Consider the following 19,817-nt stretch of genomic DNA (forward strand, 5'->3'; position numbering starts at 1 on the left):
CGCTACGGCGTCGGCTGCGCCCGCCCGATCTCGAACGTCTGCTCGAAAGCGGCGCGCACCACGGCCCCTGGCGTGCGGTCCAGCACGCCGAACACGACACGTTCGAACGTCCGCTCGAACCGCCCACCGGGGCCGAGCAGCGCCCGGAACGCGCCCGCGACCTGCGCCGGGTCGTTGCGGAACACCCCGCAGCCCCAGGCACCCAGCACCAGCCGCCGGTACCCGTGCGCGGCGGCCGTCTCCAGGACCCGCTCGGCGCGGACCGCGAGGGCACCCGGCAGCTCCGGCGCCCGCTCGGGCACCGTCCGCAGGACGACGCCCGCGTTCGGCGCGGCGGCGGTCAGGAACCCGGCGGTGAACGGCTCCTCCAGCAGCCGGCCCCGGTCGTCACGGAAGACGGGCACGGCCGGTGAGTGGATGACCCGGTCGGTGTAGAACGGGTCGCGGTGGGCGCGGTGGTACTCGTAGAACTCGCGAGCCTCCAGGAGGCAGGTGTACAGCGCGGAGGCGCGGCACAGGACCTCCTCCTGCGCCTGGGCGCCGTTCAGGTAGCCGCCGCCGGGGTTGCGGGCGGAGGCGAAGTTGAGGACGGCGACCGGTGCGCCGGCGAGCCGGCGGGCGGCCTCGGTGCTGCTCTCGCCGGTGACCTCGACGGACGTGACCACGGAAGGCGCCTCCGGAACCGGAACCGGCTCCGGTCCCACCATCCGGGTCCCGGCGCGGGCGGCCTCGATCGCCGCCGCCAGCGCCACCTCACGCCCGCCGGGCGAGCGATAGCCCCCGGCCGCGACGATCTCCTCGGTCTCGCGGGCGATGCCGCGCAGCCGCGCGCTCATGGCGCCACCCCCGTGGACGCCATGACCGTGCGTGATTCCCCCGTTGTTGTGCTCATGCACGCATCGTGAGCGACGGCGAGCGGGCCGCGCAACGAGATTTCCGGCGCCCGGAACACCCGGGGAACTCCCCGGAAACGCCGGGCGACCGGCACGGAATCGATGGTTCCCGACCTCATAGGCCCCGATATGCACCCTTGTGCGATTCGATACGAGGGTCTTGGGTGGGTCGGGTGATGTCTGTCCGGCGGCCCCGGAGCCGGACAGATGGCATGGTGGAAACCTCAGGAGGATCCCGACATGTCAGATTCGGTCAGCGACTGTACGGAAAAGTCCGAGAACACCGACTGTACGGCGCCCCGCACCGCCCTCTCCGAAGCCGAGGTGGAGGCCCTGGTCAGGGGCATCTGTTTCAAGACCGGCCCGCCCCGCACGGTGGGCGTCGAACTCGAATGGCTCATCCACGAGCTGCGCCGACCGCAGCTCCCCGTGACACCCGAACGACTCGTGGCGGCCTACGCCGCACTGGAGAGCGCGCCCCTGAAGTCGGCGCTCACCGTGGAGCCCGGCGGCCAGCTGGAGCTCAGCTCTCCGCCCGCCGCCTCCCTGACCGAGTGCGTGGGCATCCTCTCCGCCGACCTGGACGCCGTCCGCGCGGTCCTGCGCGAGCACGAACTCGTCCTCACCGGCCTCGGCACCGACCCCTGGCACACGCCCCGCCGGTTCCTGCACGAGCCGCGCTACGACGCCATGGAGGCCTGCCTCGACCGCACCGGCCCGGCCGGCCGGGCCATGATGTGCACCTCGGCCTCCGTGCAGGTGTGTCTGGACGCCGGCTACGAGGGACCCGGCCCGCTGGGGCACGAACGGCGCTGGTGGCTGGCCCACACCCTGGGCGCGGTCCTCGTGGCGGCCTTCGCCAACTCCCCTCTCCTGCGCGGCGACCCGACCGGCTGGCGCTCCACCCGGCAGCTGCTGTGGATGGAGATCGGCGCCGGCCGCGCGGGCGCCCCCGCCCTGGACGGCGAACCCCGCGACGCCTGGGCCCGGCATGTGCTGGACGCGCCGGTGATGTGCGTACGGCGCGACAGCGGGCCGTGGGACGTGCCCGAGCGGATGACGTTCCGTGAGTGGACCCGGACCGGGCGGCCGACCCGGGCGGACCTCGACTACCACCTGACGACGCTGTTCCCGCCGGTCAGACCGCGCGGCCATCTGGAGCTGCGCATGATCGACGCGCAGCCCGGCGACGACGGCTGGATCGTGCCGGTCGCCGTGACGACGGCCCTGTTCGACGACCCGGAGGCCGCCGAGGACGCCTGCCGCGCCGTGGAGCCACTGGCCGCGCGCGCCCTGCCGCTGCCCGCCCCGCACAATCCGCTGTGGATCGAGGCGGCCCGGTACGGCCTGGCCGACCCGGGACTGCACGAGGCCGCCGTCGCCTGTTTCGCCGCCGCCCTGCGGGCCCTGCCCCGGCTCGGCGCCTCCGCCGGGATCGTGGACGCCGTCTCGGAGTACCGGGACCGCTATGTGCTGAAGGGCCGTACCCCCGCCGACGACCAGCTCGACAGCCTGCGCGGCACGGACACCCGCGCGTACGGGAAGGACCCGCGCCCATGACCACCGAGCACCTTCCGGACGCCGACACGCTCCGCGAGCGCGCGCTGACCACCCTGACCACGGCCCGTGACCGCACCACGCTCCTGACCACCTGCGTCGAGGACCCGGACCTCACCGCCCAGCACTCCCCGCTGATGTCCCCGCTGGTGTGGGACCTCGCGCACATCGGCAACCAGGAGGAGCTCTGGCTGCTGCGCACCGTGGGCGGCGGGGAGCCGATGCGCCCCGAGATCGACGGCCTGTACGACGCCTTCGAGCACCCGCGCGCCGAGCGCCCCTCGCTCCCCCTGCTCCCGCCCACCGAGGCCCGCGCGTACGCGGCGGAGGTACGCGGACGGGTCATGGACGTGCTGGAGTCGGCCGACTTCCACGGCACCCGGCTCACCGAGGCGGGGTTCGCCTTCGGGATGATCGCCCAGCACGAACAGCAGCACGACGAGACGATGCTGATCACCCATCAGCTGCGGACGGGCCCGCAGGCCCTCACCGCCCCGGACCCGGAGCCGGCGCCGCTGTTCACCGGACCCGCCGAAGTCCTGGTCCCCGGCGGCCCGTTCACGATGGGCACCTCCACCGAGCCCTGGGCACTGGACAACGAACGCCCCGCCCACCAGCGCGAGGTGGCGCCCTTCCACATCGACACCACCCCGGTCACCAACGCCGCCTACCGGGCGTTCATCGACGACGGCGGCTACGACGACCCGCGCTGGTGGACGAAGGAGGGCTGGGCGCACATCCGCCGGCACGGCATCCACGCCCCGCTGTTCTGGCAGCGCGACGGCGGGCAGTGGCTGCGCCGCCGGTTCGGGATGACCGAGGTCGTGCCGCCGGACGAGCCGGTGCTGCACGTGTGCTGGTACGAGGCCGACGCCTACGCCCGCTGGGCCGGGCGCCGGCTGCCCACCGAGACCGAGTGGGAGAAGGCGGCCCGCTTCGACCCGGCGACCGGCGGCTCGATGCGCTACCCGTGGGGCGACGCCGACCCCGCGCCGGAGCACGCCAACCTGGGCCAGCGCCATCTGCGCCCGGCCCCCGCCGGCAGCTACCCGCAGGGCGAATCCCCGCTCGGCGTACGCCAGTTGATCGGCGATGTCTGGGAGTGGACGGCGAGCGACTTCCTCCCCTACCCCGGCTTCCGAGCCTTCCCCTACAAGGAGTACTCGGAGGTGTTCTTCGGGCCCGAGTACAAGGTGCTGCGCGGCGGTTCGTTCGCGGTGGACCCGGTGGCCTGCCGGGGCACGTTCCGCAACTGGGACTACCCGATCCGGCGGCAGATCTTCTCCGGTTTCCGCACCGTCCGCTCGGGGGCCGTCTGATGTGCCGTCACCTCGCCTGCCTGGGGCCCCCGGAACCGCTCGGCCGGGTCCTCGTGGAACCCCCGCACGGCCTGTACCGCCAGTCGTGGGCGCCCAGACGGCAGCGGTACGGAACGGTCAACGCGGATGGTTTCGGGGTGGGTTGGTACGCCGAGGGCGATCCGGTCCCGGCCCGCTACCGCCGCGCCGGGCCGATCTGGGCCGACCTGTCCTTCGCCGACCTGGCGCGGGTGGTGCGCTCCGGCGCGCTGCTGGCCGCCGTACGCGACGCGACGCTCGCCGGGGCCGACACGGAGGCCGCCGCGGCGCCGTTCGCCGCCGGGCCCTGGCTGTTCAGCCACAACGGGGCGGTGCCCGGCTGGCCGGACTCCCTCACGGCCCTCGCCCACACCCTGCCCACGGCCGACCTGCTGTCGCTGGAGGCGCGCACCGACTCCGCGTTCGTGTGGGCGCTCGTCCTCGCCCGGCTGCGGGCCGGGGACCCGGAGGGCCAGGCACTGGCCGACACCGTCCTGGAGGTCGCCGCGGCCGCCCCCGGCTCCCGGCTCAACCTCCTGCTCACCAACGGCGCGACCATCACGGCCACCGCCTGGGGCGACTCCCTGTGGTACCTCACCGAGCTCGGCCGGCGCACGGTCGTGGCCTCCGAACCGTACGACGACGACCCGCACTGGCAGGAGGTCCCCGACCGCACCCTCCTCACCGCGAACCGCACCGAGGTCCTGCTCACCCCCCTCAAGGACCCGGTATCCGCACCCCCCAAGGAGCCCAGCACGTGAGCCCGACCCCGAACACCCGCGCCTACGGCTACACCGACACCCTGGACGCCGAGCACTACGTCACCGCCCTGCGCTCCGACATCCGCAAGGGCCTGACCAGCACCCCGAAGTCCACCTCCCCCACCTGGTTCTACGACGCCCGGGGCAGCGAGCTCTTCGAGGAGATCACCCAGCTCCCGGAGTACCCCCTGTGGCGAGCCGAGCTGGGTCTGCTGCGGCAGTACGCCCGCGGCATCGCCGCCCGGACGGGAGCCCGCAGCCTTGTCGAGCTCGGGTCCGGGAGTTCGACCAAAACCAAGCTGATCATCGAGGCTCTGGGGCCGGCCGGGCTGCACTACGTCCCCGTCGACGTCAGCGCCGACGCACTCCACCAGGCCGGCGCCCAACTCGTCCGGGACTACCCGGGGATCCGTCTGCACGCCCTCCGCACCGACTTCACCGCTCCGCTCGTGCTGCCGGAGCTGCCCGAGGCCGGCCCCCGGATCGTCGCCTTCCTCGGCAGCACGCTGGGCAACTTCCGCCGTCCCGCCCGCGGCCCCTTCCTCCGGGGGCTCCGGGACATCATGCGCCCCGAGGACTTCCTGCTGATCGGCGCCGACCTGGTGAAGGACGAGCAGGAGATGATCGCCGCCTACGACGACGACCAGGGCATCACGGCCGAGTTCGACAAACATCTCCTCCACGTCCTGAACCGCGAACTGGACGCCGACTTCGACCCTGACGCCTTCGACCACGTAGCCGTGTGGAACAGCACGGAAAGTCACATCGAAATGCGGCTGCGCAGTCGGTCCGAGCAACTGGTCAAGATCCGGGAACTCGACCTGGCGGTGCAGTTCGAGCGTGGAGAGGAATGGATCACCGAGCGCAGCGCCAAGTTCACCGCGGAGGGACTGCGGGAGGAGATGGCCGAAGCGGGCCTCCGTACGCAGGAGCTCTGGGCGGACTCCGACGCCGGCTTCGTGCTCGTTCTCGCCACTGCCGACTAGCCGGATGCCGCGCTCGCAACGGGGGCCTTTGTGTCGCCGCTGTGGTGTTTGGCGCGTTGGATCTGTTCGTAGACGTGTGCGCGCAGTTCGCCGAAGCGGGTGCTGGAGCGGGTGTGCAACTGGTCGCGCTCGTCGGGCAGATCGATGGTCAGGTCCTCCAGGACCACGGTCGGTGACTTCGAGAGGATGATCGTGCGCTGCCCGAGGTAGACGGCTTCGTCGATGTCGTGGGTGACGAACAGGACGGTGACGCCGAGTTCGTGCCACAGCCGGCGGATGAGGTCCTCCAGATCGGCGCGGGTCTGGGCGTCGACGGCGGCGAAGGGCTCGTCCATGAGCAGTACCTTCGGCTCGTAGGCGACGGCGCGGGCGATGGCGACACGCTGCTGCATACCGCCGGAGAGCTGCCAGGGGTGGGCGTGGTGGGCGTCGGCGAGGCCGACCACCTCCAGGGCGTGGTCGACGAGTTCGCGCTCGCGGGCCTTGCCGAGCCTCTTGCGGCGCAGCGGAAGGGCGACGTTGTCCCGCACGTTCATCCAGGCGAACAGGGAGCGGCCGTACTCCTGGAAGACGACCGCCATGCCGGGGGGAGGGCCGCCGACCGGGCGGCCCTCCAGGCGGACCTCGCCGCCGGTGGGGGTGAGCAGTCCGGACATGCACTTCAGCAGGGTCGTCTTGCCGCAGCCGGACGGGCCGACGAGGCACACCAGTTCACCGGCGTCGATGTGGAAGCTGAGAGAGCGCAGCGCCTCGACGGTGCGGCCTCGGCCGGTGTAGGTCTTCTGCAGATCGCGTACGTCGAGCATCGACGTCTCCTTCTCAGGTGTTGCGCTGGGCCTGACGCAGGCCGTGGTACCAGGCGAGGGCGCGGCTCTCGGCGAGGCGGAAGAGGAGTGACAGGACGAACCCGAGCAGGCCGAGCAGCAGGACGCCGCTCCACATCTCGGGGATGGCGAAGGTGCGCTGGAACTGCACGATGGTGAAGCCCAGTCCGTTGCTGGCGGCGAACATCTCGCTGATGACCATGAGGATGATGCCGATCGACAGCGACTGCCGCATGCCGGTGACGATCTGCGGGCTCGCCGAGCGCAGCACCAGGTGCCACAGGCGGGAGGGGCCGGTGATGCCGTAGGAGCGGCAGGTGTCGCCGAGCACCTCGTCGACGGCGCGGACGCCCTCGACCGTGTTGAGCAGGATCGGCCAGAGGCAGCCGCTGGCGACGACGATGACCTTCATGGTGTCGCCGATGCCCGCGAACAGCATGATCACCGGAATGAGCACCGGGGGCGGGATGGCCCGGAAGAGTTCCAGGACGGGCTCCAGTACGTCCCGTACGACGCGGTTCAGACCGACCACGAGCCCGAGTCCGACGCCGACGAGGACGGCGAGGAGGTAGCCCGAGGTCAGCCGGAGCAGGCTGGGCAGCACGTCGGCCGTCAGCCGGTCGCCCGCCCAGACCTCCCCGAACTTGCCCAGGATGACGGAGAGCGGTGGGAAGTAGAAGTCGGTGCTGTCGGCGGTGGTGAACCACCACACGGCGAACAGCGCCGCGGGCAGGCCGAGTAGGAGCAGAACGCGTCGGGCCACGGTGAGGACGGTCATCTGGTCATCCCTCCTTGCGCTGGGACTGGTGCCAGTGCAGCGCCCGCCGTTCGACGGCGCGGGCCACCAGGTTGATCGCGACCCCGAGCAGCCCGGTGACCAGCACCAGGGCGTACACCCGCGGTACGGCGCCGGAGTTCTGCGCGACGGCGATCTCATGGCCGAGGCCGGGTGAGCCGATGACGAGTTCCGCGGTGATCGCGAGGACCAGGGCCACGGCGGACGCCAGCCGTACGCCCGTCATCACGTACGGCAGCGCGGTGGGCCACAGGACGTACCGCACCCGGCCCCAGGTGCCGAGCTGATAGCTGCGGGCGGTGTCCTCCGCGACCGGGTCGACGTCCTGGGTGCCGGCCAGCACCTGGACGAGCACCTGCCAGAAGGAGGCGTACACCACCAGCAGCAGCGTCGAGCGCAGTTCGGTGCCGTAGAGCAGTACGGCCACCGGGATCAGCGCGACGGACGGGATGGGGCGCAGGAACTCGATGGTGGACGCGGTCACCGCGCGCAGCCAGGGAACGGAGCCGATCACCACCCCGGCCGCCACTCCGGCGACGATCGCGACGGCCAGACCGAGCCCCCACCCGGTGAGGGTGTCGCCGAGCGCCGTCCAGAACCCGTTCTCGGTGAGCATCCGCCCCAGGGTGCGGCCGGTCTCCGAGGCGGGCGGAAGGTAGTCGGGCGACACCGCGCCGGTGTGCGGGAGCACTTCCAGCACCGCCACCAGAGCGGCCAGACCGGCGAGTCCGCGCAGTGCGGTGACGGCGCCCGGCCCGAGCCGGGCGCCTTCGAGGGACGTCGATGTCACGGGAACAGCGCCTTCAGGTCGGGCTTCTTGTCGCCGAAGAGGCCGTCCTGCTCACCGAGCGAGGCCAGCTTCTCCAGGGAGGCCATGTCGTACGCCGTCGGCCAGAGAGGCAGTGTCAGGCTCTTCAGCACCGTGCCGTCGATCTTGGTGTACTCGGTGAGGACCTGGCGTGCCTCGTCCGGGTGGGCGGTCGCGTACTCGAGCGACTCGGTCACCGCCGCGGCGAAGTTCTTCACCAGTTCGGGGTCCTTCTGCGCCTCCTGGGTGGAGGTGAAGTAGGTCGTGAGCGTGAGCTTGGGGTCGGTCACCGCGAACGGTGATGTCACGACCCGGGCGCCCTGGCCCTTGGCGATGGTCAGCGCCGGCTCGCCCATCCAGGCCGCGTCCACCTGGCCGCTGTCGAGGGCGGCCGGCATCTGGTCGAAGGCCAGCTCGACGAACTTCACCTCGGTCGGGTCGCCGCCGTCCAGGCGGACCGCCTCGCGCACGGTGGTGTCACCGATGTTCTGCAGGGTGTTCACCGCCACCGTCCGGCCGGCGAGGTCCTTGGCCGACTTGATCGGGCTGTCCTTCTTGACCGCCACGCCGCTGACGTCGGTCTCGGTGTCGCCGGTGGTGGCCGAGCCGTTGGCCACCGACGTCACCGGAACTCCCTTGGTCTGGGCGATCATCAGCGAGGTGGTGTTGCTGAACCCGAACTGGAACTGTCCGCTCACCACGCCGGGGATGATCGCGGCGCCGCCCTGTGCGCTCTCCATCTTCAGCTCGATGCCGCGGTCGCCGAAGAAGCCCTTCTTCTGGCCCAGGTAGAGCGGGGCCACATCGCCGATCGGGACGATGCCGACCTTGACCTGGGTGGTCTTGCCGTCGGCCGAGGCCGCTGAACTGCTCGAACCGGCGGACGAGGATCCGCATCCGGCCGCACCGGCGACCGTGACCACTGCTGTCGCAAGCCCGAGAATGCGCCGTCGCATGGGCTCCTCCTGACGAAACGTGGATGGGGATGGCTGGATTTACGCACTTACGCGATGAATCAGGCGAGTTGGGCTGACGCTGTGCCGTTGCCGAGATGTCGCCGACGGGGGCGCGCGACTTCCGAGGGGTGTCCGACGGAGAGGCGATGGGGGCGTCGGCGGCCGTTCCGCGCGGGCCGGCGACCGCGAGACGCGCCGTTCGAGATGTTGTGCATCTTCTTGACGGCCGCAATGTACACGCCTACCTTCGCGGTGTCATGCCCCTGGACGAAAGAGACCGCAGCGGGCTCGGCGCCGGACCCGGGCCGGACCCCCCACCTGGACAAAGGAGTCCGCTTCGTGAAGTTCCGCATCCACAGACGAACGCTCCCGTCGTGGCCACGGCGGGCGGCCGTACCCTTGCCGACGTGACGTTCTCCGAGGTGAACCCCGCCGACGCGGACGGGTACGCGGGTGCCGTACCCGACGCCCCGGCCGGCCCGCAACTGCGCCCCCAGTCGCTGCTGCTCGCCTTCTTCGGCGACCACGTCCTGGAGGAGGGCCCGCTGTGCGTGTACTCGGGCAGCATCATCGACGTGCTCGGGCGCGTGGACGTCGGGGAGCAGGCCGTCCGCTCCACCCTGACCCGGATGGTGAACCGCGGACTGCTGCAACGGCAGCGGCAAGGGCGCCGTATGTACTTCGGTCTGACCCCGCACGCGACGCAGATCCTCCAGAACGGCCGCACCCGCGTCTGGCACACCAGCGCGGTCAACGACGACTGGAACGGGACCTGGACCCTGCTCGGCTTCTCACTGCCGGAAGCCTGGCAGCGTCAGCGCCACGACCTGCGCTCCCGGCTCACCTGGGCCGGCTTCGGCCTCCTGTACAGCGGACTGTGGATCGCCCCGGGCGACCTGGACATCTCCGAGATCGTCGCCGAACTCGGCATCGCCGCCCATGTCAAGATCTTCCACGCGCGGGCGGACGCCGCCACCGACATCGACGTGATGATCCGTGACACCTGGGACCTGGAGACGATCGCCGCCCGCTACACGGCCTTCGAGAAGCGCTGGACCACCCACGTCGGCGATCACTCCGGCGACCCGCTGGCCACGCACCTTCGCCTGGTCGCGGAGTGGCTGGGCACCATCCGCACGGATCCCCGGCTGCCCGCCCGGCACCTGCCGGCCAACTGGCCCGCCCGGTCGGCGGAGGAGATCTTCCGCCGCATCGCGGACCAGACGGCGGAACCCGCCCGTCGGGTGGCCGCCGAACTGCTGGAGACAGCGCCCCTCGAATCCGCCTGAGCACGCGCCGACGGGTGTCCCCGCCGGGAGGCCTCAGCGCCCGGCAGGGTCTCCGACGGTGGCGGCGACGTACTCGAAGGCCCTGCTCTCCAGGAGTTTCCTGAGCTCATGGGCGAGTTCCTGGGCGGCCTCGCCGCGCCAGTCCGCAGGCAGCAACGGCGTCGGCAGGCCCGGGTCCAGGTAGGGGAAACGCATCCACTGCTCGAGGGCCAGGGTGTGGACGGCGAAGGCGTCGCCGGGTTCGCAGCCGCCGGCCGCCTCCTGGACGGCGGTCAGCACCGGGGACCATGAGCGCAGGTAGGTGTCGTACGAGACGGCGAGTTCCTCCAGGTTCCAGACGCGGCGGGCGAGCGCGGACGTGTCGCCGAGACCCTCGTGACGGGCGGTGAAGGCGTCGACGTACTGCTCCAGACCGAGCCGGCGCACCCACTTCAGCACCGTGGGAAGAACACGCGCCGGAGCGATCCACAGCCCGCTGTCGAGCTGCCCCATGCCCAGCCAGACGAGCCGCTTGCGCAGGGTGTACCGCTTCTCCCGCTCGGCCTCCGGGACGGAGAACGAGACGATGACCCAGCCGTCCTCCAGCCGGGCCGGTTTCAGCGGGGCGTAGACGACCTCGTCGCCCTCCTCGAAGATGAGCCGCGCCTTGGCCGTCGCGGCATAGCCGCGGACCGTGCCGCGGCGCTGCGGGACCAGCAGGTCGCGGCGCGTCATCCGGGTCACGGCCGACCGCGTCGCCTGGGCCGGCACTCCCAGCCTCTCCATGAGCGTGATCAGGTCGGCCACCGAGGACCAGCCCTCCAGCAGCCGCGAGTAGCGCCCGTAGACGGCCAGGATCAGCAACTGGGTGCTGTTCTTCGCCTCGTCCTGCGGCAGGTCCACGCGCAGTCTCATCCCTCGCCTCTCGTTCCGCGGCTCCGCGCCCCCATTCTCGCCCGGGACTTCGCACCCCCGGGATTTTATGTCGCATGCCTTCCGATCGACTTGGATCCGACATACTCTGCCTCCCGGGCCCCCGCGCCCGACGCACGATCGAGGAGGCGACCCGCATGAAGCGCGAGCTCTACGACACGGACCACGAGGACTTCCGCGCCATGGCACGGGCCTTCGTCACCAAGGAGGTCACCCCGCACCTCGCCTCCTGGGAGGCCGCGGGCGAGGTCGACCGGTCGCTGTACCGGGCGGCGGGCGCCGCGGGACTGCTCGGGCTGGGGGTGGAGGAGGAGTACGGCGGCAGCGGTGTGGACGACTTCCGCTACCACGCGGTGCTCAACGAGGAGCTGTGCCGCGCGGGTGCCACCTCGGTCGTCATGAACCTCAACGGTTTCACCGACCTGATCGCCCCCTACTTCCGGGAACTCGCCACGCCCGAGAAGAAGGCACGCTGGATGCCCGGGCTCGCCGACGGCGGCCTGGTCGCGGCCATCGCCATGACCGAGCCCGCCGCCGGCAGCGATCTGCGCGGGATACGCACACGGGCCGAGCGGCTCGCGGACGGTTACCTGCTGAACGGCTCCAAGACCTTCATCAGCAACGGCATCCTCGCCGACCTCGTGGTCGTGGTGGCCCGTACCACCGCCGAGGACGGGCAGGAAGGGCTCAGCCTCTTCGTGGTGGAGCGGGGCATGCCCGGCTTCGAGCGTGGCCGCAGGCTCCACAAGCTCGGCCTGTCCGCGCAGGACACCGCGGAACTGTCGTTCACCGATGTGCCCGTACCGGCCGCGAACCTGCTCGGTGAAGAGGGGCGGGGCATGGAGTACCTGAAGCGGAACCTGCCTCAGGAACGCGTCAGCGTCGCCGTGACCGCGGCCGCCACCATGCGACGGGTCCTGAACGACACGATTCGCTACACCCGGGACAGGATCGCCTTCGGCCGGCCGCTGTCCGAGCTGCAGACCACGCGGTTCACCCTGGCCGAGCTCGCGACCGAGACGGAGATCGCCCAGACCTTCACGGACCGCTGCGTGGGCGAACTGGTCGCCGGCCGCCTGACGGCCACGGCGGCGGCGATGGCCAAGTGGTGGGTGACCGAGCGACAGCAGCACCTCGTCTCCCGGTGCCTGCAACTGCACGGCGGATACGGCTACATGACGGAGTATCCGATCGCCAGGGACTTCGTCGACACCCGGGCCGGCACCCTGTTCGCGGGCACCACCGAAATCATGAAGGAGATCATCGGCAAGGCGCTGGTGCGATGATGCGAGCCACGCTGTTCACAGCGCTTCGGCGTCAGGTCCAGGGCGCCGCGAGGACGAAGGAGCGGCTGGCCCGGTACGCGGCGGTGTTCTCGGAAGGGTCGAGCCACAGCTGGAGGTTGTCCCGGTGGCGGAGGTAGCGGCCGGGGTAGTTGTACGACTCCAGGGAGACCGAACCGGCGGCGGAGCCGGAGCGGGCGCAGAACGTGGCGTCCTTCTGAAAGAGGGCGGATCCGTCGTTGGTGTCCAGCCGGATGCGGAACGCGTAGTGCCGCACGTACCTGCCCGTGGTGTCCCTGAGGGAGTAGCAGCCGGGGTCGGCCAGGCCGGGGACGAAGGTGAAGGTGGCCGCCTGCCGGGTGGCCACGCCGGTGCCGGCGCCGACCGGGTCCAGGATGCCGAACCGGCCGGACTGGCTCACGTAGTCGCCGGGGCTGTCGACCGACCGCAGGGCATGCCGCCCGGACAGTCGCGCCTCGGCCGTCGTCGCCGGAGCTGATGTCGGTGTCGCTGTCGGTGTCGACGTCTGCGTCGGTTCCGGTGGGGCGGACGTTCTCGGGGACGGCGGCACGGAAGAGGCGGCCGGCGACAGCGGGGCCGCGGCGGCGGGCCGCACGGTCGGCTCGTGGGATCGCGTGGCGGTGTACCAGGCCACTCCTGCCGCCGCGAGGGTCACGGCACACGCGGTCGCCGCCACCACGGGCTTGGCGGCCAGCCCGCCGATCGTATGCGCCGTACGGCCCGCACCACTCACCGTCGGCGCGCCCGCGCCGACGGTCGCCCCGGCCGGATCCGGCGCCAGCGCCCTGTTCAACACCAGGCCGGCCAGGCCGACGGGCACCGGCACCAGCGCGAGGCCGCCCAGCAGTCCCTCCGGCGGTATCAGGTCGGACGCGGCGGCCAGGCACCGCGAACAGTCCCGAACATGGCGTGCCAGCCGCTTGCGCCACAGCGCGGAGGGCCGTCCGTCCCATGAGGCGAGCACAGTGGTCAGATCCGCACAGCGTGGTGAGGCGGTCAGGGCTCGTACGACGGTACGCGCGGTCTCCAGCCGTTCCTTGACCCGCTGGACCCGCACCGCGGCATGCTGCGGTGTGAGACCACAGGCCGCCGAGAGCTCGCCGCGGGTGAGTTCACCGGCGGCCTCCATCCACCACAGGGCGAGCACCTCGCGTTCCTCGTCCTCCAGCCAGCGGGTGGCCTCCACCGCCTCCCGCCGCTGGCCCGAGAGCGCCAGCCGAAGAATCGCCAGATCGGCGAAGTCGGCCTGCGGGTCCACCTCGTGGGCGGTCTCCTCCAGGGTTTCCGCCTGGAGCCAGGTCCGTCCTCTGCGCCACCGGTCCCGGATCTGCCGCACGGTGATGGCGACGAGCCACGACCGGAAGCGATCCGGCTGCTCCAGTCCGGGCAACCCGTCCAGGACCCGCATCATCGTCTCCTGGACGACGTCGTCGACATCGCTGTGCCCGTCCAGCGCCCGCCCGACGATGTTGTACACCAACGGAAGACAGTCCCGTACGAGTTGTTCCGAGGCCTGCCGGTCCCCGGCCCGCGCCGCCATGACGACCGCGAGGTCCGGCCGTTCCTGTCTGCCCTGCGAGCGCACCCGCCCCCACCTGTCCCGTCGCCGCGCCGATGTCCCGAGGCTCGACAGTGTGTCAGGGCCGCATCAGGAGGATCCCCGTGGGGCACTCCTCATTTTCGTTCCGTGCTTTGCGTTATCTGCGAGGCGCTTGTGCGTCTCCCCTGTTACGACCCGATCTCACGGAGCTGACTTCTGACCGAATTCGCGAACCGTGTCCAGTATTTCGAACAAGCAGACCCGCTTCCGCTCCCACGACCACTCCCACCCCCGCTCCACGACACGAAACAAGGATGTCTCTGTCATGAGCCCCTCTCCCGGATCTCTCGTCCGCCGATTGTGCGCCACGGCAACGGCTCTCGCCGTCGTCGGCGGTGCGACGGCCTGGACCGCGATGGTCGCGCCCGCCGCGCAGGCGGCCACGACGACCTTCACCAACCCGCTCAACAGCTCCGGCGCCGACCCGTACATGACGTACTACGACGGCAACTACTACGAGATGACGACGCCGTACAGCGGGCCGCTGACCATGCGGAAGGCGCCCACGGTCGAGGCGTTGAAGGCGGCCTCGCCGGTGCCGGTGTTCAGCGCCCACGCCGCCGGACGTGACCACTACGTCTGGGCTCCGGAGATGCACCTGCTCGACGGTCCCAACGGCAGACGCTGGTACAGCTACTACTCCGCCGGTACGGGGGACATCGAGGACCAGCGGGTGCACGTGCTGGAGAGCGCCGGCACCGACCCGCTCGGCCCGTACACCTACAAGGGCATGGTCTTCGGCGCGAACGACTGGTGGGGCATCGACGGCAGCGTGGTCACGATCAACGGCCGGCTGTACTTCATCTGGTCGGGGGTGCCGACGCCGCAGTGGGCCGGATCCGACCCGAGCATCTACATCGTCGCGTTGAGCGACCCGTGGACCGTGACCGGATCCCGGACGCGGATCTCCACCCCGACCTACGCCTGGGAGAAGCAGGGCACCCCGATGAACGAGGGCCCGGTCGCGCTGCAGCACGGCGGGAAGACGTTCATCTCCTACTCGGCGAGTGCCTGCCAGGGCCCGGACTACAAGCTGGGCCTGCTCACCCTCACCGGCGACGACCCGCTGAACGCGAGTTCCTGGACCAAGAGCACGGAGCCGGCCTTCCAGCGCAACGACGCGGCCGGCGTGTTCGGGCCGGGCCACAACGGGTTCTTCCGGTCCCCGGACGGCACCGAGGACTGGATCGTCCACCACGCCAACTCCTCGTCGTCCCAGGGCTGCGGCACCACCCGCACCACCCGGATCCAGAAGATCACCTGGAACGCGGACGGGTCGCCGAACCTCGGCGTCCCGGTGGCCACGGGCGCCGCGCAGACCGTGCCGTCCGGCGAACCGGCGGTGACCTACTACCGGCTGACGAACCGCAACAGCGGCAAGGTCATGGACGTCCAGGCACCCAACACCGACACCGGCGTGAAGGTCGGCCAGTACGCCTGGAACGGCAAGCCCTGGCAGCAGTGGCGCTTCGTCGAGGCGGGTGGCGGCTACTTCCGGATCGAGAGCCTCAACAGCGGCAAGTGCCTTGATGTGAACGGCGCGTCCACCGCCGACGGCGCCGCCGTCATCCAGTGGACCTGCCACGCCGGCACGAACCAGCAGTTCGAGTGGGCCGCCGTCGACGGGTACTTCCAGCTCAAGGCGCGTCACAGCGGCAAGTGCGTCAACGTCGTCGGCGCCTCCACCGCCGACCTCGCCCTGCTGGAGCAGCGCACCTGCGGCACCGCCGCGAGCTTCCAGTGGTCACGCACCTGAGAACCGACTTCCCCGTTGCGGCACCCGTAGAAAGACCGGAAGACAGGAAACGTACATGTCCGCTGTTTTCTCCCGGCTCGCGGCGATACTGTTCGCCGCCTGCCTGCTCTTCACCTCCCAGGCCCTGACCACACCCCAGCGGGCCACCGCCGCCGAACCGGGCTACCTGATGGTGCACTTCACCGGCGAGGGGTCGACCAACCAGCAGATGTACCTCTCCCACAGCACGGACGGCGTGCACTGGAACGACCTCAACGGCGGGGGCATGGTCCTGCGCTCCACGGTCGGCACGAGGGGCGTGCGCGACCCCGCCCTGGTCCGCGCCCCGGGCGGTGACAAGTACTGGATCGTCGCGACCGACCTGTGCATCGGCTGCGGGCAGTCCTGGAGCGACTCCATCAACAACGGCAGCCGCAACCTGGTGGTGTGGGAGTCGACGGACCTGGTCACCTGGTCGCAGCCGTGGCTGCTCAACGTCGCCGGCGCCATCCCCGACGGGCGCAACGCCTGGGCACCGGAGGCGATCTGGGACCCGGCCAGCAACGACTACGTCCTGTACTGGGCGACGAACGTGCCCCTCAACGGTGCGACGAAGCACCGCATCTTCTACTCCCACACCAGCGACTTCCGCTCCGTCACCACTCCGCAGACCTACATCGAGCGCCCCGGCAGCCAGGAAATCATCGACACGCAGATCATCGAGATGCCCTCCGGAGTGGGTAACTACCGCTACGTGCGGGCCTCCGGCGACGGCCAGATCACCCTCGAAGGCAGCAACTCGATCCTCGGCACCTGGACCGCCCTCGGCAACCTCTCCGGCATCGGCCTGACCGGCTCGCAGGTCGAGGGCCCGATGTGGATGAAGTTCAACGGCACCGACAAGTGGGCCCTCTACCTCGACCAGTACGCCACAGGAGGCGGCTACATGCCTGTTCTGACGACCGACCCGTCCAACCCCGCCGCCTACCAGAAACAGACCTCGGGCAGCTACAGCATGGGCGGCACGAAGAAGCGCCACGGCTGGATCCTGAACCTGACGGCCGCCGAGGAGAGCCGCGTGCTCGCCCGCTGGCCCAACACCGCGGCCAACCGGCTCCAGTCGTACAACTTCCAGGACCGATACGTACGGCACGCCAACTTCGACGTGCGCATCGACCCGAGCGTCAGTCCCGCCGAGGACTCCCGGTTCCGGCTGAGGCCGGGCCTGGCCGGCTCCGGCACGGTCTCCTTCGAGTCGGTCAACTTCCCCGGGTACTTCCTGCGGCACGCCGGATTCGACTTCCAGCTGGTCCACAACGACGGCACCGCCCAGTTCGCGGCGGACGCGTCCTTCCGCCAGGTCGCCGGGCTCGCCGACACGACCTGGTCGTCGTTCCAGTCGTACAACTACCCCGACCGCTACATCCGGCACTACGCCTACCAGCTGCGGCTCGACCCGATCACCACCGCGACGGGACGCAGCGACGCCACTTTCCGCGTGACGACCTGACGACCTGACGTCAACTACCCGTCGCTAAAGCGACGGGCTCGCACAACGGGCACCACTGGCTGTGGTGCTGCGTTTGCGTCCAGCCCCACCCCGGCGTGTGTGCTCCGGTGGTGGGGCAGGGGCCGTTGACGGGGCCCCGCGTGGTCCTCCAGGGCGATCCCGCGACCGGTGCTCCCCCACTGCCTCAAGGGCGTGGGAGGTGCCCCCAGCCTCGGCCACCACATGCTTCGAAATCTTGTGGTTGATGTCCCGTGCGCGCCGCGTCTCCTTGCGCCGCCGTTCGATGCCCAGGTCGATACCGAGGAAGTCCACCCGGTCGGTGTTCGCCGGGGCTTCGGGAACCTCGCAGGTGGCGTTCAGGAACCACATGCCGTCCCGGCGAACGAGGTCGGACTCGCCCTCGCGGTACAGGGCGAGGGTGGCCAGCTGCTCCGGCGAGGCGGTGAACGCCACGTCCTTCACCCGCCCCGCAGTCGTCCAGACCGACACCCGGCGCTCGGCCGTCCGGCAGGACAGCATCCGGTCGTCGTACGACTGCGCACTGTCGCCCGGAAGGCCACCGGCTTCCCGATGGCCTTCCGGTACCGCCTGGAGCCGCGCTGCCCAGGTTCCCGGCCTTCAGGTTGGCCTTCAGCGTGGCGTACGCGTCGCACGTCTTCTTGATCACGTGCTGGGCCGCCTGCGCGCCCAGCCCCCCACCTCGCCTTGATCTCGCCGTAGGTGTGCTCGCGCAGCGCGAAGTTCCGCTTCACGCCTTTGTCGAACGCAACCTCACTGACCCAGGTGGCCGCCTCGTTGCAGGCGCGCAAAGTCGCCTCAAGACCACCAGCTTCACGATCACTCAACGCCGCGTGCACGCACGCCGGTTCCGAAGACGTGCCCGGCCGCACCGCGGCCGGACGCACACGAGAGATACCGCGGCGCCCCGGCTGGCGGTCTTCCTCGACCGCCTCGCCGCGGACTACGCCGACCGCTGACCCCCGCAGCCGTTCGGGACCGCGGCGGCCAGAGGGATCGTCAGCTCCGTGAGGGGGCTGGGGCGGGTGGGGGCGTCTGCGCGGGGACCGGGGTCGGGCTCGCGGGCGCGGTGGCACCGGCGGGCGGTGTCTTCGGGGCGTCCGGTGCCGCCGGGCCGTTGCCGGCGGCCTCCGGGGCCGTGACCGGGTCGGCGGCGCCGGCTCCGTCCAGGCAGTCGACGAAGGTGACGAAGCCGGGCTTCGCGGCGCCGTCGGTGACGGCGAACTGGTCCTGAGCATGGTTGCGCAGCAGACACATGTCGTACCGGGCGACGGTGGGCAGGGAGTCGCGTACGCCGTCCGTCCGGTACTCGTGCCGGCCGACCAACTGGCAGGAGTCGTACCGGATCAGCGGCCCGCGCGGTCCCACGACATAGCGGTGCGGCCGTACTTCGGGGGCGAAGTCCTTGAAGGCCAGTCCGGTGTCGTCGCAGTCGCTGAAGTGGACCGTGCCGCTCTTCCAGACGCAGTCGATGACCCGCACGTCCGGGTTGCGCACCTCGAAGCGGATGTCCTGGGCGTGGAAGCGCTGCACCGAGTCGTGGTGCTGGGCGACGGGGAACCGGAAGAACGTGCTGGTGGTGCCGTACTCCTGGCTCTGCGGGCGGGTACCCGTGACGATGTACGAGCCGCCCCGGCAGGTGATCGAGCCCCCGTAGGGGAACTCCAGGAAGTTGCCCCACTCGTACTCGACCTTCATGTCGGTGAACCAGTAGTTGAGGAACTGGTCCTGGTCGTTGGGGTCCTGCCCGCGGCCCGTGACGCCCGAGTAGAGGAACGCCCTGCGGTAGGCGCCGCCGACGCGGCACGCCTCCCAGCGCATCTCGGAGTTGGTGTCCGTGCCGTCCAGGGAGATGCCGTACTCCCACTCCCCCATCCACTCGCACTCCGAGAACCGGTAGTCCTGCGCCTGCCCGGTGGAGTACGAGCTGAAGAACGAGGCGCCCGGGGTGGCCGAGCGGAACTGGACGCGTTCGAAGGACAGGTTGGACCAGATGTCCTCGTTGCGGCACAGATAGGAGCCGGGGCCGACGGGCGGGCGGAAGACGAGGGTGGTCATGCGTTTGCCCGCGCCGGAGAAGCGCAGTCCGTTGACCGGGCGCAGCGGCGCGACTCCGTTCAGCAGGGCGTTCGGGCGGGTGATGAGGAACTCGCCGGGCGGGATCTCGATCACGGTGCGGCCGATGCCCCTCGAGACCCGGGCGGCGGCGAGGGTGTAGGCGTACTCGAACGCGGCGGTGTCGTCTGCGCGTCCGTCGCCCACCGCACCGAGGTCACGGACGTTGATGACGCGCGACAGCAGAGCGGCGGACGCCGTCGCCCGCCCCACACCGGCGGGGCCGGCCGGTTCGCCCGGGCCGACCGGGGCGCCGGGACCGCTTCCGGGGCCCGACGCCGCGGACGCGCTGTGGGCGGTGAGGACCGTCGCGCCCAGCAGTGACACCCCGCCACGCAGAAGCTGCCGACGGCTGACACGGGACATCGCACCTCCCCGTTCTGCCATAATTGCCTTCTTTCCAACGATTTCGCCAA

General features: G+C 70.8%; 16 protein-coding genes. 8 read left to right on the forward strand and 8 right to left on the reverse strand.

From position 1 onward, the window contains the following. Positions 1 to 2 precede the first annotated feature (2 nt). The gene (locus ACLZN2_RS28660) at positions 3 to 836 is read right to left on the reverse strand and encodes a TIGR02452 family protein (RefSeq protein WP_416982132.1); all 834 of its coding nucleotides are present in this window, start codon (positions 834 to 836) and stop codon (positions 3 to 5) included. Between the two features lie 297 nt (positions 837 to 1,133). Between ACLZN2_RS28660 and egtA the strand changes: the two genes are divergently transcribed. From egtA to egtD, 4 genes are read left to right on the forward strand one after another with little or no spacing between them, the layout of a single operon-like run. Beyond that, positions 1,134 to 2,453 (forward strand): ergothioneine biosynthesis glutamate--cysteine ligase EgtA, encoded by a 1,320-nt coding sequence (egtA, locus tag ACLZN2_RS28665; RefSeq protein ID WP_416982133.1) that lies wholly within the window; start codon positions 1,134 to 1,136, stop codon positions 2,451 to 2,453. After that, entirely contained in the window at positions 2,450 to 3,769 is a 1,320-nt protein-coding gene (gene egtB / locus ACLZN2_RS28670; RefSeq protein ID WP_416982135.1) for an ergothioneine biosynthesis protein EgtB, read from the forward strand. The genes egtA and egtB overlap by 4 nt, the downstream gene beginning before the upstream one ends. Continuing rightward, entirely contained in the window at positions 3,769 to 4,548 is a 780-nt protein-coding gene (gene egtC / locus ACLZN2_RS28675) for an ergothioneine biosynthesis protein EgtC (RefSeq protein WP_416982136.1), read from the forward strand. Before egtB ends, egtC begins: the two co-directional genes overlap by 1 nt. Next, a complete protein-coding gene (egtD, locus tag ACLZN2_RS28680; RefSeq protein WP_416982138.1) occupies positions 4,545 to 5,534 on the forward strand; it encodes an L-histidine N(alpha)-methyltransferase in 990 nt (329 codons plus the stop codon). The genes egtC and egtD overlap by 4 nt, the downstream gene beginning before the upstream one ends. Here the strand turns inward: egtD and ACLZN2_RS28685 are convergent. Genes ACLZN2_RS28685 through ACLZN2_RS28700 form a run of 4 tightly spaced genes read right to left on the reverse strand, consistent with a single transcriptional unit; the run spans position 5,531 to position 8,918 of the window. Continuing rightward, the gene (locus ACLZN2_RS28685) at positions 5,531 to 6,340 is read right to left on the reverse strand and encodes an ABC transporter ATP-binding protein (RefSeq protein WP_416982140.1); all 810 of its coding nucleotides are present in this window, start codon (positions 6,338 to 6,340) and stop codon (positions 5,531 to 5,533) included. The genes egtD and ACLZN2_RS28685 overlap by 4 nt on opposite strands. A 13-nt stretch (positions 6,341 to 6,353) precedes the next feature. Continuing rightward, the gene (locus ACLZN2_RS28690; protein WP_416982142.1) at positions 6,354 to 7,136 is read right to left on the reverse strand and encodes an ABC transporter permease; all 783 of its coding nucleotides are present in this window, start codon (positions 7,134 to 7,136) and stop codon (positions 6,354 to 6,356) included. A gap of 4 nt (positions 7,137 to 7,140) precedes the next feature. After that, entirely contained in the window at positions 7,141 to 7,944 is an 804-nt protein-coding gene (locus ACLZN2_RS28695) for an ABC transporter permease (protein WP_416982143.1), read from the reverse strand. After that, a complete protein-coding gene (locus tag ACLZN2_RS28700) occupies positions 7,941 to 8,918 on the reverse strand; it encodes an ABC transporter substrate-binding protein (protein WP_416982144.1) in 978 nt (325 codons plus the stop codon). Before ACLZN2_RS28700 ends, ACLZN2_RS28695 begins: the two co-directional genes overlap by 4 nt. A 422-nt stretch (positions 8,919 to 9,340) precedes the next feature. Here ACLZN2_RS28700 and ACLZN2_RS28705 point away from each other — a divergent pair, with 422 nt between their 5' ends. Next, positions 9,341 to 10,207 carry a PaaX family transcriptional regulator C-terminal domain-containing protein gene (locus ACLZN2_RS28705; RefSeq protein WP_416982183.1) on the forward strand — a complete coding sequence of 289 codons (867 nt, stop codon included), beginning with the start codon at positions 9,341 to 9,343 and terminating at the stop codon, positions 10,205 to 10,207. A 33-nt stretch (positions 10,208 to 10,240) separates the two neighbouring features. Here the strand turns inward: ACLZN2_RS28705 and ACLZN2_RS28710 are convergent, their stop codons facing one another. Next, positions 10,241 to 11,101 (reverse strand): PaaX family transcriptional regulator C-terminal domain-containing protein, encoded by an 861-nt coding sequence (locus tag ACLZN2_RS28710; RefSeq protein ID WP_416982146.1) that lies wholly within the window; start codon positions 11,099 to 11,101, stop codon positions 10,241 to 10,243. A gap of 155 nt (positions 11,102 to 11,256) precedes the next feature. Between ACLZN2_RS28710 and ACLZN2_RS28715 the strand changes: the two genes are divergently transcribed. Further along, positions 11,257 to 12,405, forward strand: coding sequence for an acyl-CoA dehydrogenase family protein (locus ACLZN2_RS28715; protein ID WP_416982148.1), 1,149 nt, complete (start codon positions 11,257 to 11,259; stop codon positions 12,403 to 12,405). 31 nt (positions 12,406 to 12,436) lie between these two features. Here the strand turns inward: ACLZN2_RS28715 and ACLZN2_RS28720 are convergent, their stop codons facing one another. Continuing rightward, a complete protein-coding gene (locus tag ACLZN2_RS28720; RefSeq protein WP_416982150.1) occupies positions 12,437 to 14,008 on the reverse strand; it encodes a sigma-70 family RNA polymerase sigma factor in 1,572 nt (523 codons plus the stop codon). Between the two features lie 280 nt (positions 14,009 to 14,288). On the opposite strand from ACLZN2_RS28720, the gene ACLZN2_RS28725 reads away from it, so the two are divergent. Together ACLZN2_RS28725 and ACLZN2_RS28730 are read left to right on the forward strand one after the other, a co-directional pair. Next, on the forward strand, positions 14,289 to 15,779 hold the full coding sequence (locus ACLZN2_RS28725) for a family 43 glycosylhydrolase (RefSeq protein ID WP_416982151.1): 1,491 nt from the start codon (positions 14,289 to 14,291) through the stop codon (positions 15,777 to 15,779). 55 nt (positions 15,780 to 15,834) lie between these two features. Continuing rightward, entirely contained in the window at positions 15,835 to 17,268 is a 1,434-nt protein-coding gene (locus ACLZN2_RS28730) for a glycoside hydrolase family 43 protein (RefSeq protein ID WP_416982153.1), read from the forward strand. 1,017 nt (positions 17,269 to 18,285) lie between these two features. On the opposite strand, the gene ACLZN2_RS28735 is transcribed toward ACLZN2_RS28730, so the two are convergent. After that, complete coding sequence (locus tag ACLZN2_RS28735) at positions 18,286 to 19,767, reverse strand: glycosyl hydrolase family 28-related protein (protein WP_416982155.1); 1,482 nt, start codon at positions 19,765 to 19,767, stop codon at positions 18,286 to 18,288. Between the last annotated feature and the right edge of the window lie 50 nt (positions 19,768 to 19,817).

This window comes from Streptomyces sp. T028 (genome assembly GCF_048159505.1).
In the GTDB taxonomy this organism is placed as follows: Bacteria; Actinomycetota; Actinomycetes; order Streptomycetales; family Streptomycetaceae; genus Streptomyces.

Bases quoted from the DNA above. Each gene is read 5' to 3' on its own strand.
- ACLZN2_RS28660 (WP_416982132.1), bottom strand. From the start codon at position 836: ATGAGCGCGCGGCTGCGCGGCATCGCCCGCGAGACCGAGGAGATCGTC.
- ACLZN2_RS28710 (WP_416982146.1), bottom strand. From the start codon at position 11,101: ATGAGACTGCGCGTGGACCTGCCGCAGGACGAGGCGAAGAACAGCACC.
- ACLZN2_RS28725 (WP_416982151.1), top strand. From the start codon at position 14,289: ATGAGCCCCTCTCCCGGATCTCTCGTCCGCCGATTGTGCGCCACGGCA.
- ACLZN2_RS28700 (WP_416982144.1), bottom strand. From the start codon at position 8,918: ATGCGACGGCGCATTCTCGGGCTTGCGACAGCAGTGGTCACGGTCGCC.
- egtB (WP_416982135.1), top strand. From the start codon at position 2,450: ATGACCACCGAGCACCTTCCGGACGCCGACACGCTCCGCGAGCGCGCG.
- ACLZN2_RS28715 (WP_416982148.1), top strand. From the start codon at position 11,257: ATGAAGCGCGAGCTCTACGACACGGACCACGAGGACTTCCGCGCCATG.
- ACLZN2_RS28730 (WP_416982153.1), top strand. From the start codon at position 15,835: ATGTCCGCTGTTTTCTCCCGGCTCGCGGCGATACTGTTCGCCGCCTGC.
- ACLZN2_RS28685 (WP_416982140.1), bottom strand. From the start codon at position 6,340: ATGCTCGACGTACGCGATCTGCAGAAGACCTACACCGGCCGAGGCCGC.
- ACLZN2_RS28735 (WP_416982155.1), bottom strand. From the start codon at position 19,767: ATGTCCCGTGTCAGCCGTCGGCAGCTTCTGCGTGGCGGGGTGTCACTG.
- ACLZN2_RS28690 (WP_416982142.1), bottom strand. From the start codon at position 7,136: ATGACCGTCCTCACCGTGGCCCGACGCGTTCTGCTCCTACTCGGCCTG.
- egtC (WP_416982136.1), top strand. From the start codon at position 3,769: ATGTGCCGTCACCTCGCCTGCCTGGGGCCCCCGGAACCGCTCGGCCGG.
- egtA (WP_416982133.1), top strand. From the start codon at position 1,134: ATGTCAGATTCGGTCAGCGACTGTACGGAAAAGTCCGAGAACACCGAC.